Here is a 17,294-nt window from a genome sequence, read left to right on the forward strand (position 1 = left end):
GTATGATTAGCTCAGTTTGAATCTGATCGGTAGTCTCATTTTTACCCTTACTGGTCTACCTCTCTGCTTACCAGGGGTCCATTTAGGTGCTGCTTTTACTACTCGGATAGCTTCCTCATCACAACCGCCCCCGATACCTCTTAGTACGTCAACGTCTTGGATTGATCCATCCGTGTTCACAACGAACACAACGTAAACAGTACCTTCAATACCCATTCTTCTGGCTTGGGTTGGGTATTTAAGGTTGCTGGAAAGATACTTGTTCCAACCTTCCATACCGCCCTGAGGCTGTGGTGGGTTCTCTACCACGTCAAAGATCTCATCAGCTTTCTCTTCAACTGGTGCGTCAGAGATTTCAACTTCCTTAATTACGGTCTCCTCTTTAACATCCACATCGAAGTTTACTTCGATCTTTTCTTCAATTTCAACCTCATCAGGGATCTCCTCGATGATAGGCTGCTCTACCGGTGGTGGCGGTGGAGGTGGCTGTTCCGTAATCGGAATATCTAGTAACTCCTCGAAATCATCGTCAATCGTGCCCAGATCCTTCAATGCTAGATCGTCATAAGACTTCCACTCAAAGGCTAACAGGACAAGACCAACACTGACCATAAGACCCAGATTCAGGAACATGCCCGATTTTCTGGTTAAGTCAGCCTTTTCTGTCTTTTTAGCTTCCATGTTAATTTCCTTATAAAGGTTTAAATAAGTTTACTTTAATGTTAAAGAGATAACAATTGTAACTATTTTATTTCACTTATACAAGCTTACTTTTACGCTTGTGCAAATAATAGAATAGAACGGCGCCAATTGTCACCCCGAGTATATTGAACAGGATATCCCAATAATCAAATGAGCGGCCCGGTACCAATCGCTGTATATACTCCACTAATATAGCAAAAACAACTATAACAACTAAGAAGTTCGGAATGTATTTGCTTTTTTTTATTCTTTTGTCCGTACGATCATTAAATACTCTTGACCAAAGAAAGGCCAAAACCATAAATAAACCAAGATGGACAAGCTTGTCCGCACCGGGAGGCTTGGGGACATCTGGGATAGATGAACCGGGTGTAAGCAACCCTATCAGCAATAGGATAGTCCAAGCCAGCGCCAGTAGCAGTCTGTTTTTCACTTATTGTCCCAATAGTTCTCCGTACTCCTCGGAAGAAAGTAGGTCTGACGGAAGATCGCCATCCATTTTCACTTTGATCATCCAGCCTGCACCATATGGATCTTCGTTGACCATTTCAGGGCTGTTTTCAAGTTCTTCGTTGAATTCTAGGATTTCACCAGATAGGGGCATAAATAAATCCGAAACAGTCTTTACCGCCTCTACTGTACCAAACACCTCACCGTGCTCAATAGTTTCACCGACAGTTTCAACCTCTACATATACAATATCGCCCAATTCTCTCTGCGCAAATTCGGTGATGCCAATTGTAACAGTGTCGCCTTCAATTTTTACCCACTCGTGATCTTTAGTGTACTTTAGTTCTTTTGGGAAGTTCATAAAATTTTGTTTATACCTGTCCAAAAATACAAGCTTTCGTTTAATGAAAAAACCTATTGGGATAAATTAAATCGTAATTGTCCACCAAAGGCGGTTGAACTTCTACGAAAGGCAGTGGAAACCTTTGGGTCATTGATAGTTTTGTCAAAATAGAGGGTTACCCTTAAATTTTGATTTATAAGATAACCGATTGTCGGTCTGATCTGAAAATTGAGATTTCCGTTGGTCAATGTGCTTACTTCTTCAATCTTTCGCTGTATAGTCTGGGTGTCCACGATTCTGGTAGAGAGGCGGATTTCCAAATCATTGTTCAAAACTTCTTGCTGACCGCGTATTTTAAACGGAATTCTCACCCCAGCTTTTGTGTAGCCCAAGTCAAATCTGAAATCTTTGCTGCTCTGTTCAGTCACTTGTGCGTTGGAGAAATTAAGGCCTATATTCCGCTCGGTATTGTATTCGAATCCGATATTCATCCTGTCTTTAGTCAAAAGATTGACACCTATTAGCGGTGCAAATCTTTCCGATACCACGATTTGGTTCATGATAAATACGGGAATAAACTCCCCGAATTCGTTGGTCAAGGATGCAGCTGGGAATTGATGGACCGTATTATAAAGTTCCAAACCATTTTGGTAAAGCAAGCTGTTGGAGAAATTGCTGACATCATAGCTTGATGTATAATTATGCGTCAGGTTGATGCTGGAGAAATATTCCTGCAAAGCCGGGATCCTGCCCAGTCCACGGTATTCCACTCTCCAGTTGGGTATAGGAATTTTAGGGAAAGGGGAGAGTCCGATATCGTTAACATCCTGACCAGAATAGGCGGCAAGGAAGGATGGGATCAAAACATCCTGACCGTTGAGTTGGTACTCTCCGGAAGGGTTTTGGGCTGCCAGCCTTTGCTGAATCACAGAGCGGTATTCTTCAAATCTCCTAAACAAAGGACTGTTGTTTTGCCTATCATCACTCGCAAAAGCAGTCCGAATCAAACTGTAACTTATGCTATATGCACCTATTCTGTTTGGATTGATGGATAAATATTCGTTGTCAAAGAGTTCATCCCTTCTGAAAATCTCATTGTATTCACCCATTTCTCTTTTTCTTGCGTCCAGGTTTATTCTAAAATCCCTTATGGGTTCTATTAAGGCATTCACCTGGAGGTTTATCGTTTGACTCTGCCTAAATGTCTGAGTTAACTCGGTACTAGGGGCCAAGAGTCCCTGATTGGCCAAATCATACCTTACCATCGGATTTTGGGAGCCCATCACAAAGCCAAGCCCCGGGTTCAAGAAGCTTCTGTCCATGCCGAAAAGGCCGGTGTTTTCCATGTAGCCAGGCAGGAATGTACCTTCCACGATTCCATAGCGGAAATTGACTTCTTTTACCATCATGGCAAATTTGAGCAGGCTGTTCACAGGGCTTTCCGGCGAGGAGGTTTCCTCCTGTCTTTGCCTACCTGGAATGGTAGGCCGCCTGGGTGCGGTTACTTCCCGCAGTCGCTTGTTTTTGCTGTACAGCTTCGCAAAATCCAGTTTCCCGTTGACACTTCGGTCACGGGTGTTTTGAATTACATTTCCCAAAGTATCCCTTTGTCCAATAGCTCCCGTAAACCAAGCATAAGTAGCCTCATACCTCAGATCAGCTTTTATCCAATCAGTCGCGGGCAACTTGTCCAATGGAACAGCATAATTCAGGGTTGCCTGGTGGTGGTAATTGGTCGTCCTGCCCAGTCTGAATGCATTTATGCGGACTGAATCCATCTTGGCCTGGGTATTCAAATCCCCTTCAGGTTCATCTACCACGGCATTGATGCGGCTATTGAAATCGAAGCGGAGATTGTTAGTCAAATCCCAGTTTAGACCATAAAAACGGTTGATGAAAAAGCTTTTTTGGAAGAGTGGATCTACCCCTTCAGTAGTCAGCCTATCATTTCTATACTGGGTGCGCATAAAGCTTCTATCCACATCCAACCTGGCCGTAAGCATGGAAGGGGTGAGGTTTAGATTGAAATCTCGGATGAGCTGCAGGTGCTTGCTGCTTAGAAAACCCATGTTTTTGAACGGTTCAATGACCACCGGGGTGGGCTGGAAGTTGTATAGGATGTTTCCGCGATAGGTTTCCCAGTCATAGCTTTCCGTACGGATATTGGTTTGCCTCACTGTTCCGAAAGAGTAGGAAAAAGCCAGGTTTTCCAGGTCATAGAAACGGCTTTTGGAATCCTCGTTCCGTTTGAGTTTCCTGACGTTATTGAAAGAAATGTTTCTTCGCTTGACCTGATCAAGAACCAGCTGCCTATAGGCTTCCCTTTCTTCCTCGGTTTGGAATTTGGAGAGGGCTAGTTCAAAAGGAACATCGGCATTAAGAGGATCAAATTCTGGTGTGGTGGTGGTGTTTTCCATGCTGATGTACATGGGTACACTAATACCCAAGCCTTCCGGCAGTATTTTGTCCACATTCACATTAGCTGAAATGTCATATTGGGTCGTGGATTCCCTTGCCCTTTGGGAAAGTCTAGTTTCCAAGCCGCCAAAGCCAAAAGTATTGTGGCGAATAGAGGAGCTGATCACCGCCACATCGGCAAGTTGGGCGTTCATTCTTGCATTGGCGGCCCAGCCTGAGCTTCTGTTGAAGTCCGTAACCCTCAACTCATTGGCCCAAATACAAATGGAACGGCTGGCACCCCCCGTGGAGCCAGGATTTTTGATACCTATCATCATCCCCTGTACAAAACTCAGTTCGGGACGTCCGATCACAGTCACACGGTATTGTCTTATCTGGGCAGTAAAAGGCAGGTTTTGCGGAACACGCTGTTGGTCACGTTCAGCTTTTACACCCACTATTTCATTGATGGCAATATCAATTTCATTTTCCAAAGGCCATATCTGCCTTGGATCTCTTGTTCCGCGAGGAGTGAGCATCAGCGGGACTTCAATCTCATAATAATTATCCGTGTAATCGGTGCCTAGTCTCAGAAAAGCCGTGATTTCACCGTTTTCAGCATCATCGCTGTCAGCATGAAGAAACATTTTCAACCTCCCGTACTGGACAAGGTCTTCATTTACATTTTTGAAAACCGCCCGTGCATCTCTAGCGGCAAGGTTGTCCACGCAAAGCTGCAAGGACTGCTCGTTCAGCTGCCTTTCCACCGTGGAGGTGTTGTCCCTGTCCCTTGTAAACCCAGGAGGAAGCACATAGGGGCTCATGTTTTCGCTGCCCTGACCGTTTTCCTCGATATTCACCACGCCAACTCTGAAATTGGACAAGTCCGGCTCAGGGATTTCAGCGAAGCCTCTCTGGAAAAGTGATTCTTCGAAAGTTCTCCACTGGCTGCCCACCAGTTGGAATTTTGTCATTCTCAATACCACGGGTTGCTCGAAATCGGTCAGGTAGGTTCTCATAAACCTAATGGACTTAAACCCTGAAATATCTCCCTGGGTGCGGTGCGGTTGACGAACAGGGATCCGGAAAAGGTACCAGTTTACCGACTCCCCATTTTCAATGTGGGTCACTTCATCCACGATATAATTTCGACCTGGTCGCATTTCGGATGGGCGCAGCTCCAAGCTGTACTCATAGTAGCTTTCTACCTCATTGATGGTGTTGTCATTATTCAGATCCTCATTGTCTGGCACGTTGCTTCCTGAAGGGGTATAGGGAAGGTTTACATTGGAAGTGATGGGCGTATTGCCTTCCATACCGTTGAACTTCTTGTAACGCTCAAGGATCTTGACATCATTTTGGTCAAAGTTGTTATCAAGGTAATATTGGAAGTCATCGGCAGATGGATCCTGGATGATTTCCTGCAAAGCCTCCCCGGCCACACTCAATCGGTTGATAAAACGGTCGGCAAAGAATGCGGCTTCTTCATCACTGCTAAGGCCATCCAGACCCACGTCTTGATTTTCCCGCGCTTCTGGGGAATTGTCAAACGCCGGTGTGAGGAATTGTTGTCTTGTGATCCGACCCCATTCATTTACCACTGTTTGCGATTGATCGCCATCCTCTGGAAGGCCATTTTCGAAGGCATGACGTCCATCACGGATAATGTCTTCTGACACTTCACCAAGGTTGAACACCAATCGGCCACCTGTGGTGTTGTTCTCATTAAAAATACCATCCAGCACTCTACCATTTTCACCCCCAATGAAGGGATCCATCAACCAGAACTCAATATACTCAATATTGGTCCGGTCAAAATCTACCTCTGAGGTAATGGCTCGGGTGATACCCCCATAATTCTGCCTTGGATTGGGCAATAGGCCATCAGGGGTAAGGCTTGTATTGTAATTATACATCCCTCTCTCATGGGGGAAATAGGCCATTTCAAAAAGGGGCTCCGGGGTAATGATAACATCCCTAAATCTCTCCCTAAATATCTCTTGAGGAATTACTCTTCTGACATAATGGTTTTGCCTATCCTGGCGAGTAATATTGGAAGGAACACCAGGGCCTGATTCTCTATAAAAGACGTTATCTATGGTGTACCAAGCCAAGCGGGCTCTTCTGTAGGCATTGCCAAGTCGGTCCTCAGATTGGAAGCTGAGGTCAAACCGGTTGTCGTCAGTGGCAGGAGTGGCTGCCAGGCTCCAGCTTTGGGGGTTGGCTCCCAAGCTGAATGGAGTTACTGCATTTTCAAAATCGTCAATGTATGAAGTCCCTTCACCGTTTACCTGATTGGATGTGCCAGGGAGCAGCTGGGCAAATTCCCCGCTGAATTGGAACAAGGACTTTTCCTTGGTATTAGTAAACGGTAATGCGTCAGTAAGTTTGGTCAAAAACCTAGATTCATCACTATAATTCACATCCAATCCCCACATGCTGTTACGGATAGTCTCGTTGCCGGTGGCGATCCTGGTGATGTTGGGGCGTTCGTTAAGGTATAAAAAGGTACCCCCCAAAGTTAGGTTATCATTGAAAATATAATCAAACCTTGTACCCAGCAAACTTCGTGTCTGGAAGCTTACCAGATCGGCTTTTTCAAAACTGATGGTAATCCTCTTTCCTGAAGCCAAAATGCCTTCATTGATAATGATTACCCGTCCAATATTATAATCAACGGTATAATCAACCCCTTCGGTCAATGGTATATTTCCCGCCTGCACCAATACCGACCCCTCGGAAATATTTAAGCCGGGCAGCATGATTTCAGATGCTGACCCGGCATTTAAGCTGCCGACAATGAAATATTTATTGAGTCTAGTCACCAATTCCGCATCAGCTTGAGTGGTGCGGTACAAGGTGTCAAAAACATATTTGTCAACCAGATTTGCCTCGCCTGGTTCGAAAAAACTCTCCAGCCTCTGGCCAAAAGGTTCCAAAACGGGAAAAGCCATAAGACCCCGTTCGGGCATTATGGTCAGGCCAGGCACAAAGTCAAAGTTGCCATCCGGTTGGGGGTCATTTTGGGGGTTGAGGTTATCCAGTCCGGTTAATCGGATAAGCGGTCTATCCCGCACATTTTGCCCTTCCAGTAAGCTGGGGTTATCCAGACCGGTTCGGTCATCTCGGTAGATTACCTGGAGTTGGAAACCTTCCCGCTGGATTTGGTTGGCGTTCAGGTTATAGATGTTTTTCATCATCAGATCCCACGTAGGCAATCTGGTGTTGATGCTTGCAGGGCGGAGCATCTTTAGGAATAGAACTTCGTTTTCTGGCCTGTTTTGGTAATCTTCACTCAGTTCACCCACCTTATAGGACCTGCCATTATAGGTGTATTCGTAGGATACAGCCACTACCTCATCGTTTTGAAGCTTTCTGAAAAGCGAGAGATATCCCAACTCTCTGTGGAAGGTGAATTCTGTTTGGGCAAGTTTCCTTGCCCCATTGATCTGTACAAAGTCGGTTCCTCTAGTCAACCCAAGACCGCTTTCGATTGCCTGACCGGCATTGTCAAATGAACGGTAGGCACCATTTCGGGTAAGGTTGTTGAAAAGGTTGTTGGCATCATTGGAGTTAGGGGAGGAGGAATTGCCCGTTCCGATGTTTGGATTGTCGGGACGGTGGATCCTTTGACCCTCTGCAAGGTCGGTAAAAGCTATGAAATTCCTCAACGTTTCCGTGTTGTTTGCCCGGTTCATGATGTAAACTTCCACACGGGTGATGTTTACTCCTGAAAGTACCTGAGGTAAACCTCTGAGCCACCTTTCATAATTGTCCCTAAAGAAATGCCCTAGGAAAAAGTGTCTATTTTCATCATAATCTGAAGCTCTCAGTTCAAATGGCCGCCCTTGGTTTCCCCCTTCCAATACAATCTCATCCCTTCGTCCCCTTTGGGTAGAGGCTACGGTGGTCATGAAAAGTTTACCGAACTGCAGTTGGGATTTGACGCCAAAAAGGTTCTGTGCACCTTGGATCAAGCTATTTTGAACCGGCATGCTGACATTACCGATTTCGATGGACTTCACAATGTCTTCCTCAAAGCCAGTGTATTCCACTTTCAGTTGGTTCTGAAAATCAAATGAGTTGTTGGAGTCGAAATTTGCCCCTATTCTCATCTTTTGGCCCAAGGTTCCATTGACCGCCATCTGGATCTGCTGGTCAAAGTTGAAGCCCCCGTTTCTCTGCTGCCGGATGGGGATGGCAGGGTTGTCGATTCTTCTGTAAATCCCGCCAAAGTCCAGGTTGACGTTTCCGTTGGGAACAATGTTGATCTCATTTCCCCCAAACAACCTGTCAAAAGTAGGGCTGACGGTCATAGGAGGGATAAGGCCTCTTCCACTGACGGCACTTTCCCCATCTTGGCCTCGGGAACGGTTTCTCCAATATTCCTGCCTGATCCTTAGCTCCTGCATTTTGGAATAATCATCAAAATCCAAAGTGTATCCTGGACCAACCATTGTTGAATCCACTTGATCCATAATCCGGTACCTCATGGTGGTGTCCATTTCTACCTGCACTTCTCTCTGGGTAGGGGGGGCAAGTAGAAAAGGCGATTGCCTTCTCATCAAGGGATTTTGAGGAGGAAATAGGGGATTGGTATTAAAATTGTTCCATAACAGGAATGACGGCTGTTGTTGCCGTTGAATGAGGCTGTCCAACCTTGAAGGTAAAGTATCCGTAGGAATAGTATCTTGAGGAATAATGACAGGGCCTTGTTGGGCGTGTCCGGAACTTACAGGTAAAAAAAATACGAGCAACAGCAAGATGTACCCTGCTGTTGAAAAATGGATTCGGGTTAAACTCGAAAAATAATATGAGTTATTAAAAATCAATCGTACTCTCCAAGATTATGTGGACTTTAAAGATGCCTTAATTAATTCTTCCAAAGAAATATCTGGGCCGGTTTTTTTTAAGATTTTGTCAATATTTTTTTCGGCGGTCGCTTTCGGAAAACCTAACGTTATCAATGCTTGCAACGCTTCTTTTTTGATTTTATTGCCACTATTTAGGAATCCAGTACCAGTTATTGGCGCATCCCCTAAAGCGTCTCTCTTTATCTTGTCTTTTAGTTCTAATACAATTCTTTGAGCCGTTTTGGCACCGACACCTTTAACCCGTTGGATGGTTTGATGGTCGCCATTGGCTATCGCATATTCAAGTTCTTCAGAATGAAGAGAAGACAGAATCATCAGGCCGGTATTGGGGCCGACGCCACTGATCGATATTAGCAGAAGAAACAGCTTCTTTTCTGCCTCTTCCTTAAAACCATACAGAACTTGGGCGTCCTCTTTGACATGCAAATAAGTGAGGAGCAAAATTTGCTCCTCATCTTTAATTTTTGAATATGTAGTAAGGCTAATCTTTACCTCGTAGCCGATCCCGTTGACATCTATGATGACAAACGTGGGATCCTTGTAGGCAAGTTTGCCTTTCAAATATGCAATCATGATTGATTTTGTGTTTGGGCATCCACTACTGCTATTGCCACCATGTTTACGATATCACGGATAGAGCTTCCCAGCTGAAGGATGTGTACAGGTTTGTTCATACCCAAAAGGATTGGTCCGATTGCTTCCGCATTTCCGAGTTCGGAAAGTAGCTTGTAAGCAATGTTACCAGCACTTAGGTCAGGAAACACCAGGGTGTTAGCCTTTTTCTGTGCCATTGCACTGAAGGGATAGTTTTCCTGTTGGATTTCCTCGTTGATGGCTACGTTGGCCTGCATTTCTCCCTCGATGATCAAGTCTGGGAACTGCTCCTTAGCCATTTTGGTGGCCAGTGCAGTTTTGGTAGGCACATCACCTTTGGCAGAACCAAAGTTAGAATAGGATAGCACCGCAACTCTTGGCTCGATATCGAAGAATCTAACCGCATTGGCGGTCAAACCGATGATTTCTACAAGTTCATGTGCAGATGGATTTACATTTACCGTAGTGTCAGCAAAGAAGTAAGGACCTTTGTTGGTGTTCATAATGTACATACCCGCTACCCTGTCCACGCCTTCTTTTACTCCAATTACATGAAGGGCAGGAAGGATGGTTTTTGGATAGTCTTTGGTAAGACCTGAGATCAAAGCATCAGCTTCTCCCATTTCCACCATCATGGCCCCGAAGTAATTCCTCTCCCTCATCAGCTTTTTGGCCTCATGGGGGGTGATGCCTTTTCGCTTACGTTTTTCATAAAGAATTCTGCTGAAATGGTCGATTTTGGCATCATCCTCAAATGGATCGATAATCAGGGCATTTTGTAAGTCCAGTGAATGCTCCTCAATCAGCTGCTTAATTGTTGTACTGTTACCCAAAAGTACCGGGATGGCAATATTCTCATCTTGAATAATTTGGGCAGCCTTAAGGATCTTGATGTTATCAGCTTCGGCAAATACAATGCGCTTAGGGTTTTTCCGCGCTCTAGAGATAACTCTTGACATCAATCGTTGGTCGATACCGATTCTTTCCTGAAGTTCAAGTTCGTAAGCTGTCCAATCCTTAATTGGGTTTTTGGCTACACCTGAATCCATAGCGGCTTTGGCTACGGCAGGGGCGATGGTGGTGATCAACCTTGGGTCAAGCGGCTTGGGAATGAGGTACATAGTACCAAAGCTAATCTTGCTGTCACCATAGGCCTTATTTACAATATCCGGAACAGGCTCCTTGGCTAATTTAGCGATAGCTTTAGCCGCAGCCAATTTCATTTCTTCATTGATTGCAGTGGCTCTCACGTCCAGTGCCCCACGGAAAATGTAAGGGAAGCCCAATACATTGTTCACTTGGTTAGGGTGGTCGGATCGGCCTGTAGCCATGATGATGTCCTCGCGTGCCTCGATGGCCAATTCGTAAGGAATCTCCGGGTTAGGATTGGCTAATGCAAATACAATGGGATTTGGTGCCATTTGGCGAATCTGATCTTGAGAAACAATGTTTCCGGCGGATAGACCAAGGAATACGTCCGCATCATTCAATGCATCTGTCAAAGTATTTATGTCCCTGCCAGTGCTGAATTCCTGCTTGATGGCATCCAATCCCTGACGGTCGTTACGGATCACACCTTCTTTGTCACACATGACCACGTTTTCTCTCTTCACACCCAGTGACATGTAAAAACGGGTACAAGAAACGGCGGATGCTCCTGCACCGTTTACGACCAATTTGATATCTTCGATTTTCTTGCCTACCAGTTCAAGGGCGTTCAATAAGGCTGCTCCTGAGATGATGGCTGTGCCGTGCTGGTCATCATGCATCACAGGAATCTTCATCTGCTCCTTGAGGGTTTGCTCAATCACAAAACATTCCGGGGCTTTGATGTCTTCAAGGTTTACCCCACCAAAAGTGGGCTCAAGGGACTTGATGATCTGGATAAGTTTTTGAGGATCTTTTTCGTCGATTTCAATATCGAATACATCGATACCGGCAAATTTCTTGAACAAGACGCCTTTACCCTCCATTACAGGCTTGGATGCTTCGGGACCTATATCCCCCAGACCTAGTACTGCGGTACCGTTGGAAATTACGGCAACCAGGTTGCCTTTGGCAGTATATTTATATACGTTTTCTTTATCTTCAGCAATTTCGTTGCAAGGTTCCGCCACGCCGGGGGAGTAAGCTAAAGCCAGATCCAACTGGCTTGATAGGGGTTTGGTGGGGATTACTTCAATTTTGCCTGCCTTACCCTGGGTGTGGTAATTGAGGGCATCTTCTTTTCTGATTTTAATAGCCATAAAAGGTTTGTTGGTTTGTGCTGCTTAATCGGCCTCTTCCACATTGGGAAATTCAGTGGCCAACAATATGGTTTCGATCTCTCTCAACGACTCCCTGTGGGCTTCGTTGGGATAATAGACAAAACCCTCCATATAATAGATCTTCCCTTTTTTCTCATCCACCACAATGTAGCTCAAAAATGAGCCACCCATGCTGTAGGTGTTGGTTCGCCAAGAGCCTCTCATTTCCACAGCATAATTGCCTTGGATGTTGAAATTGTTGAACAGCGGTGGTTCCTCACGGCGCTCGGTGACCAAATAGGATTCCCTGTTATTTGGGTCCCCAAAGATATGGTTTCTAGTAATGCTATTCCTAAATTCGACCAGATTTTCTGGGAATAATTGGTCTTCTGACTTATAATCCGTCTGGTAGAAAAACAGACTGATGTCAGGCCTGTCAGCTGTAGGGGTGGGTTGCCTGGCCCATATAAAATTGTTCTCATCCTTTACCAACTGGTAGGATGCCGGGATGTTGAGGTTGATGTCAAACTTGTCCTGCCCCAGTCTCGAAAGCTCCCCGCTTTTTCTCTTTAATATTGTTCTACCTAGTCTTTCCCTTTCTCTTACCTGAAAAAGGTTCTGCAGCTTGGATTTGTTTTCCCGCAAATTTCTTATCAAATCATTCTCAGTGGTTCCAAATAGATAAAGCACTTCCTGACCCACTGCAAACTCATCCTTACTTCTAAGCATGAACATGGTTGGATCATCGGCTACCATTTGCCTGGATTCCTCATTGAACTGTTGGTTGATTTTTTGGCTACCACCGCTTCTATCATCAAAAGAAGTTACATACACGATGTTATTGGCCAATTTGAGCATCCTGGTGATGGATCTGGGGTCCACTCTTCGGACTGAAAACAGTCTTTCAGACCTCATGATACCTTTTATGTCTTCTTGGAAAACTTCTCTTACTGCTTCCCCGGCAGGGCCCTGCCATTTGGTGGAGTCAATTACGACTAGTATTTCTCCTATGGCACCACGGGCTTTTGGTTTATTGGATGAGCCGTTGCCCCCTTCGTCATCTCCTTCACATGAAAATATAAACAAAGCAGATGCAATGAGCGAAAGGCTCAGGATTATTCTTCTTAATATCATTTTGAGTATAAATGGATGATTAACCCTACAATTTAAGCAAATTTTAAATTAAGGGAAAATAGAAGGCTTAATAACTTAGTTAAATGATCTTAATTAACCAATGATAAGCTTTTGGCCCGGTTTGATGGAATTGTTGTTCAGATTGTTGAGCTTCTTGATCTGGTCAATGGTGACCCCATCAAGCTTGCGGGAAATCAGCCATAATGAGTCCCCAGGCTGTACGGTGTAGGTTTTGGAGGAAGCGTCAAAAGCATTGCTCGAGGAGCTGCTCGTTGGCGTTTCGCTGCTTGCCAGATTTCGGCTGAAGGCAGTATTGCCTTTTGGATAAATATAAAGCACCTGGCCTATTCGTATTGTGTTGGAAGAAAGGTTGTTCCAGTTTTTCAGATTGGTAACGGTTACACCATGGTTCTGCGCTATTTTTCCTAAAGCATCCCCAGATTTCACACGGTAGGCTACTCTGTCGTTGGTCAGAGAGGATTGTGGGGTGTAATCAGATTCCTTGATGGCTACAAGCCTGGCAGTGGGGATATTTAGGCTATCACTGATCCAGTGTTGGTTTTCGGCGATGTACTGGGCCTTTGCCTTTGGAACTTTTAAAGCAAAATGCTTGTGGCTTTCTGGGATTCTTCGATCAAGAATGGATGGATTCAGATGGTCCAAATCTTCAATACAAATGCCTGTGATTCCGGCAAATTGTTCCAAATCCATGGACTTCTCAAATTTGATGCGCTCAAAGGCAATAGGGAATGCAGCATCTTCCAAAATCAAATTATGGTCATCTGCATGGCGAAGGACATACATCATGGCTTGGAATTGGGGTACATACCCACGGGTTTCTTTCGGAAGGAAGTCATATACACCCCAGAAGGTGGTTTTTCCTCCTGATTTTCTGATGGCTTTTCTTACATTTCCAGGGCCACAGTTATAGGCAGCAAGGGCAAGCTCCCAGTTGCCAAACATTTTGTGTAGGGATTTTAAATACTTTGCGGCCGCTTCGGTGGACAGCTCTGGATCCATGCGTTCATCGATATCTTGCGTAGCATGCATGTTGAACATTCTGCCGGTGGCTGGCATAAACTGCCATAAACCCATTGCGCCAACTCTGGAGCGGGCTTTTGGGTTGAGCCCGGACTCGATGATAGCCAAAAACTTGATGTCGTCAGGCATATTGTGACGGGCAAGGGCTTCTTCAAAAAGGGGGAAATAGGTGTCCTTTCTCTCAAGGACCATTTTGGTGTAAGAACGGTTTCTTACCGTAAAGTAATCAATGAACCCATAAATCCTTTCGTTCAACTCGAAGGGCATATCCGTGTCCATTTTCTTGATTTTTTGTTTTACCTGATCATAGGTAAAGTCCGGTATATGCTCGTAATCATATACCGGATATATCATTTCCTCTTCCTCCTCAGGCTCGGATTGGTTAAGGATTTCCAACAATTCCTGACTATGTGCCTTAGAAAAATAAATGGCGTTTAGCAATAAGCCTAAAACGAAGATTTTAAACAAATTTTTCATAATCAGTACTGTGTTAATTTAATTCGAAGCTGACAAATACTCTGCAAATGCATATAAATCTGCCTCTTTGAAGGAGTTGGCCATTATCTGAAGCCCAATCGGAAGGCCTTTTTCATCCTTGCCATTGGGAATGGATATGGCTGGCACTCCTGAAACAGATGCCTGTACGGTAAACAAATCCTCCAAATACATGGCTACAGGGTCATTGCTATGCTCGCCAAACTTAAACGCCGTGGTAGGCGTAGTCGGCATAATGATGTAGTCATATTTATTTAAGAGGTCCTCCGTAAAATTCTTAATCAATCGTCTAACTTTCTGCGCCTTGGTAAAATAGGCGTCATAATAGCTAGCACTCAAAACAAAAGTCCCTAACATAATACGTCTCTTGACTTCCTCTCCAAACCCTTCTGATCTGGTTAACTTGTACATACTCTCCAAGTTGTAAGCGTTAGGAGTTCTGTAACCAAATTTCACGCCATCAAATCGCGAAAGGTTAGAACTTGCTTCTGCAGTAGTCAAAATATAGTAAGTCGGCAACACATAATCAAGCAAAGGGAAGTTTACTTCATCCACTTCATGCCCTTCTTTTTTCAACCTATCAAGTACTTCCAGGGTGTTTTCCTTGATTTTAGGTTGTAAAGCGCTGGAATTGATGGTTTCTTTGAGATAGGCGATTTTTACAGGCTTTCCGAAATGCAATAATTCGCTGTAATTAGGAACAGGTTTTCTGGAAGCGGTGCTGTCAAAATCATCCGGTCCGGCGATGGTTTCCATCACGCGGGCATTGTCCTTGACATTGCGGCTAAACACGCCTATGGTGTCAAAAGAAGAGGCATAAGCTATCAGGCCATGTCGGGAAACACGGCTGTAGGTTGGCTTGGTGCCCACCAGCCCGGTGAAGGCGGCAGGTTGCCTTACCGATCCACCAGTGTCGGTGCCCAGGGATACGGTACAAAGGTTTGCCTGAACGGCTACAGCTGATCCACCGGAAGAACCCCCAGGGACCCTGGTGTTGTCCAGGTCATTAAGCACTTTGCCGTGAACGGTGTTTTCATTGGAAGAGCCCATGCCAAACTCATCACAGTTCAGGCGGCCGATGATAATGGCATCCTGGTCGATAAGTCGCTGAACGGCTGTGGAGGTAAACTGGGATTCAAAGCCCTCAAGAATTTTGCTGGAAGCATTGACCGTGTGTCCTGCGAGGCAGAGCACATCTTTGATGCCCAATACCATACCAGCCAGTTTTCCGGCTTTCCCAAGTGCAAGTTTTTGGTCAATCTCTTCGGCTTTTTGCAAAGCGGATTGCTCATAAACTTCAACGAAGGCGTTGAGATGCGCCTTCGTTTTAATATTGTTGAGGTAATAATTGACAATCGATTTGCAATCGGTTTCCCGATTTTCTAACGATTTCTTTATTTCGTCAAATGAAAGAAATTTTTCCAATGTATGCTGCTTTTGCTTTTAGTCTTTTCTTTTGTCTTTTAGACCGTCCTCTAAATCATCCTGAATTTCCTTGGTCGCATCCTTAAACTCTCTAATACCTCTACCCAAGCCTCGCGCCAATTCAGGGATTCTTTTTGCTCCGAACAGAAGCACGATCACTAGAAAGATCAAGATTAGTGAACCGCCTCCTATATTTGGTAAGAAACCCAATGTCATCATCATGATAAGTAAATTTATGGTTTATAATTGATTGCAAAGATATCACAGTGGTATTTCAACACAAAGGAAATACTTACAGTTCTCTATCTTTTTTTTAAATATACGAAATTCTGCGCATTATTTTTTAGATAACCAAATGGTTGGGTCCATCACTTGAAGCCCTTTCCAGGTTTGGAAATGCACTTCTGAGACGCCATTGGACGAATTGGTGTGTACCGTACCTATGGGAGAGCGGGCTTTCACTGATTCTCCGGATTTTACACTAATGGTCTTTAAGCGGCTATACATGGTGTAGTATTCTCCATGTTTGATGATGACGGTGCCGCCCATTCCAGGTACAGTGGTGATTTTGGTGACCACGCCATCGAATACAGCTCTTACCGGCTCGTCATTGTTGGTCTGGATATCCACACCATCATTAGTCTCTGTAATCCCTTTTAGGGTAGGGTGGGGGTAAGTACCGTATCTCTTGGAGATAAAACCTTTTTCTACCGGCCATGGAATGTTGCCCTTGTTTCCTGCAAAGTTGCTGGAAAGCGCTGCGGCTTCCGGTGTCATAGGAAGGCTGGAACCAGTTGATTTGGTAGCCTTGCTGTCCTTTTTCTTGGCCTCTGCCTCAGCCAGTCTGATTTCCTCCTCAATTACCCTTGTGATCAAGCGGTTGAGTTCTTCCTGCTGTTTTTTATGTGCGGCGATGTCTTTTTTGATTTCCTCTTCTTTCTGTGCAAGGGAATTGACAATTGATTGCTGCTCCTTCTTCAAAAGGTCCAAAGCTCTTTTCTGCTCTTGTTCTTTTCGCAGTACTACCTGCTTTTCCTCTTTTTTATTTTCTAACTGACCCTGTTGGGCTAGCAGTTGCTGGTTGACTTTCTCAATTTGCTCCACCTGCTTTTTTCGTGCATCGCTATATTGCTTGAGGTATCTCAAGCGCATATAGAATTGTTTGAATGTCGATGAGCTAAACACAAAGGTAAGCACAGTCACCCCGCTGTTCAGTTTGGAAGAGGTGTACACCATGGAGGCATATTCCTCTTTAAGGTTCTTCAGGTCGTTGTGAAGGGACTTGATCTTCTGTTCGGTCTCCCGGATTTCCCTGTTGAGGAGATTAACCTCTTTGTTGATGGTAGAAATATAGGCCGTTTGGGTTTCAAGTTTTTTGTTAACGGCATTGAGCTCACCCATGCTGGCTTGGCGCCTGGTGGATGTCTGCTTGAGGATACGGTCAAATTCCTGAAGACGCTTTTGGACTTCAGATTTTTCCTTTTCCAGCTGTGCTCTTGATTTTTTAGTGGTTTGAGCCACTGTTACCGATTGGTTTCCTAAAACAATTAACCCGATAATTATGATAAACTTGAAAAAACTTCTTAGCGGCAT

The 17,294-nt window shown here is 44.7% G+C and carries 11 protein-coding genes; all 11 read right to left on the reverse strand.

The features are described from left to right. Window positions 1–6 precede the first annotated feature (6 nt). The 11 genes from KI659_RS02905 to KI659_RS02955 all read right to left on the reverse strand — a co-directional run bounded on the left by KI659_RS02905 (window position 7) and on the right by KI659_RS02955 (window position 17,294). Entirely contained in the window at window positions 7–681 is a 675-nt protein-coding gene (locus KI659_RS02905; protein WP_213943828.1) for an energy transducer TonB, read from the reverse strand. A gap of 76 nt (window positions 682–757) precedes the next feature. Then, window positions 758–1,135, reverse strand: coding sequence for a VanZ family protein (locus KI659_RS02910; RefSeq protein ID WP_317194926.1), 378 nt, complete (start codon window positions 1,133–1,135; stop codon window positions 758–760). Then, window positions 1,136–1,513 carry a glycine cleavage system protein GcvH gene (gene gcvH / locus KI659_RS02915; RefSeq protein ID WP_213943829.1) on the reverse strand — a complete coding sequence of 126 codons (378 nt, stop codon included), beginning with the start codon at window positions 1,511–1,513 and terminating at the stop codon, window positions 1,136–1,138. A 53-nt stretch (window positions 1,514–1,566) separates the two neighbouring features. Further along, window positions 1,567–8,457, reverse strand: coding sequence for a T9SS outer membrane translocon Sov/SprA (sov, locus tag KI659_RS02920; RefSeq protein ID WP_246535268.1), 6,891 nt, complete (start codon window positions 8,455–8,457; stop codon window positions 1,567–1,569). A 282-nt stretch (window positions 8,458–8,739) separates the two neighbouring features. Further along, window positions 8,740–9,339, reverse strand: a complete 600-nt coding sequence (gene ruvA / locus KI659_RS02925) for a Holliday junction branch migration protein RuvA (protein WP_213943830.1) — start codon at window positions 9,337–9,339, stop codon at window positions 8,740–8,742. Continuing rightward, window positions 9,336–11,606, reverse strand: coding sequence for an NADP-dependent malic enzyme (locus tag KI659_RS02930; RefSeq protein ID WP_213943831.1), 2,271 nt, complete (start codon window positions 11,604–11,606; stop codon window positions 9,336–9,338). The genes ruvA and KI659_RS02930 overlap by 4 nt, the downstream gene beginning before the upstream one ends. A 24-nt stretch (window positions 11,607–11,630) precedes the next feature. Continuing rightward, complete coding sequence (locus KI659_RS02935; RefSeq protein ID WP_213943832.1) at window positions 11,631–12,740, reverse strand: DUF4837 family protein; 1,110 nt, start codon at window positions 12,738–12,740, stop codon at window positions 11,631–11,633. Window positions 12,741–12,833: 93 nt separating this feature from the next. After that, the gene (locus KI659_RS02940) at window positions 12,834–14,258 is read right to left on the reverse strand and encodes a lytic transglycosylase domain-containing protein (RefSeq protein WP_213943833.1); all 1,425 of its coding nucleotides are present in this window, start codon (window positions 14,256–14,258) and stop codon (window positions 12,834–12,836) included. Window positions 14,259–14,276: 18 nt separating this feature from the next. Further along, entirely contained in the window at window positions 14,277–15,701 is a 1,425-nt protein-coding gene (gene gatA / locus KI659_RS02945) for an Asp-tRNA(Asn)/Glu-tRNA(Gln) amidotransferase subunit GatA (protein WP_213943834.1), read from the reverse strand. A gap of 18 nt (window positions 15,702–15,719) precedes the next feature. Beyond that, the gene (locus KI659_RS02950; RefSeq protein WP_143962106.1) at window positions 15,720–15,920 is read right to left on the reverse strand and encodes a twin-arginine translocase TatA/TatE family subunit; all 201 of its coding nucleotides are present in this window, start codon (window positions 15,918–15,920) and stop codon (window positions 15,720–15,722) included. A gap of 117 nt (window positions 15,921–16,037) precedes the next feature. Then, window positions 16,038–17,294: a murein hydrolase activator EnvC family protein gene (locus tag KI659_RS02955; RefSeq protein WP_213943835.1), complete on the reverse strand. Its 1,257-nt coding sequence runs from the start codon at window positions 17,292–17,294 to the stop codon at window positions 16,038–16,040.

Source organism: Litoribacter ruber, assembly GCF_018449405.1.
Taxonomy (GTDB): Bacteria; Bacteroidota; Bacteroidia; order Cytophagales; family Cyclobacteriaceae; genus Litoribacter; species Litoribacter ruber.

Excerpts from the sequence above, each read along its gene's own strand:
- KI659_RS02955 (WP_213943835.1), bottom strand. The coding sequence starts at position 17,294 with ATGCCGCTAAGAAGTTTTTTCAAGTTTATCATAATTATCGGGTTAATT.
- KI659_RS02950 (WP_143962106.1), bottom strand. The coding sequence starts at position 15,920 with ATGATGACATTGGGTTTCTTACCAAATATAGGAGGCGGTTCACTAATC.
- KI659_RS02935 (WP_213943832.1), bottom strand. The coding sequence starts at position 12,740 with ATGATATTAAGAAGAATAATCCTGAGCCTTTCGCTCATTGCATCTGCT.
- ruvA (WP_213943830.1), bottom strand. The coding sequence starts at position 9,339 with ATGATTGCATATTTGAAAGGCAAACTTGCCTACAAGGATCCCACGTTT.
- KI659_RS02905 (WP_213943828.1), bottom strand. The coding sequence starts at position 681 with ATGGAAGCTAAAAAGACAGAAAAGGCTGACTTAACCAGAAAATCGGGC.
- sov (WP_246535268.1), bottom strand. The coding sequence starts at position 8,457 with ATGAGAAGGCAATCGCCTTTTCTACTTGCCCCCCCTACCCAGAGAGAA.
- KI659_RS02940 (WP_213943833.1), bottom strand. The coding sequence starts at position 14,258 with ATGAAAAATTTGTTTAAAATCTTCGTTTTAGGCTTATTGCTAAACGCC.
- gcvH (WP_213943829.1), bottom strand. The coding sequence starts at position 1,513 with ATGAACTTCCCAAAAGAACTAAAGTACACTAAAGATCACGAGTGGGTA.
- KI659_RS02930 (WP_213943831.1), bottom strand. The coding sequence starts at position 11,606 with ATGGCTATTAAAATCAGAAAAGAAGATGCCCTCAATTACCACACCCAG.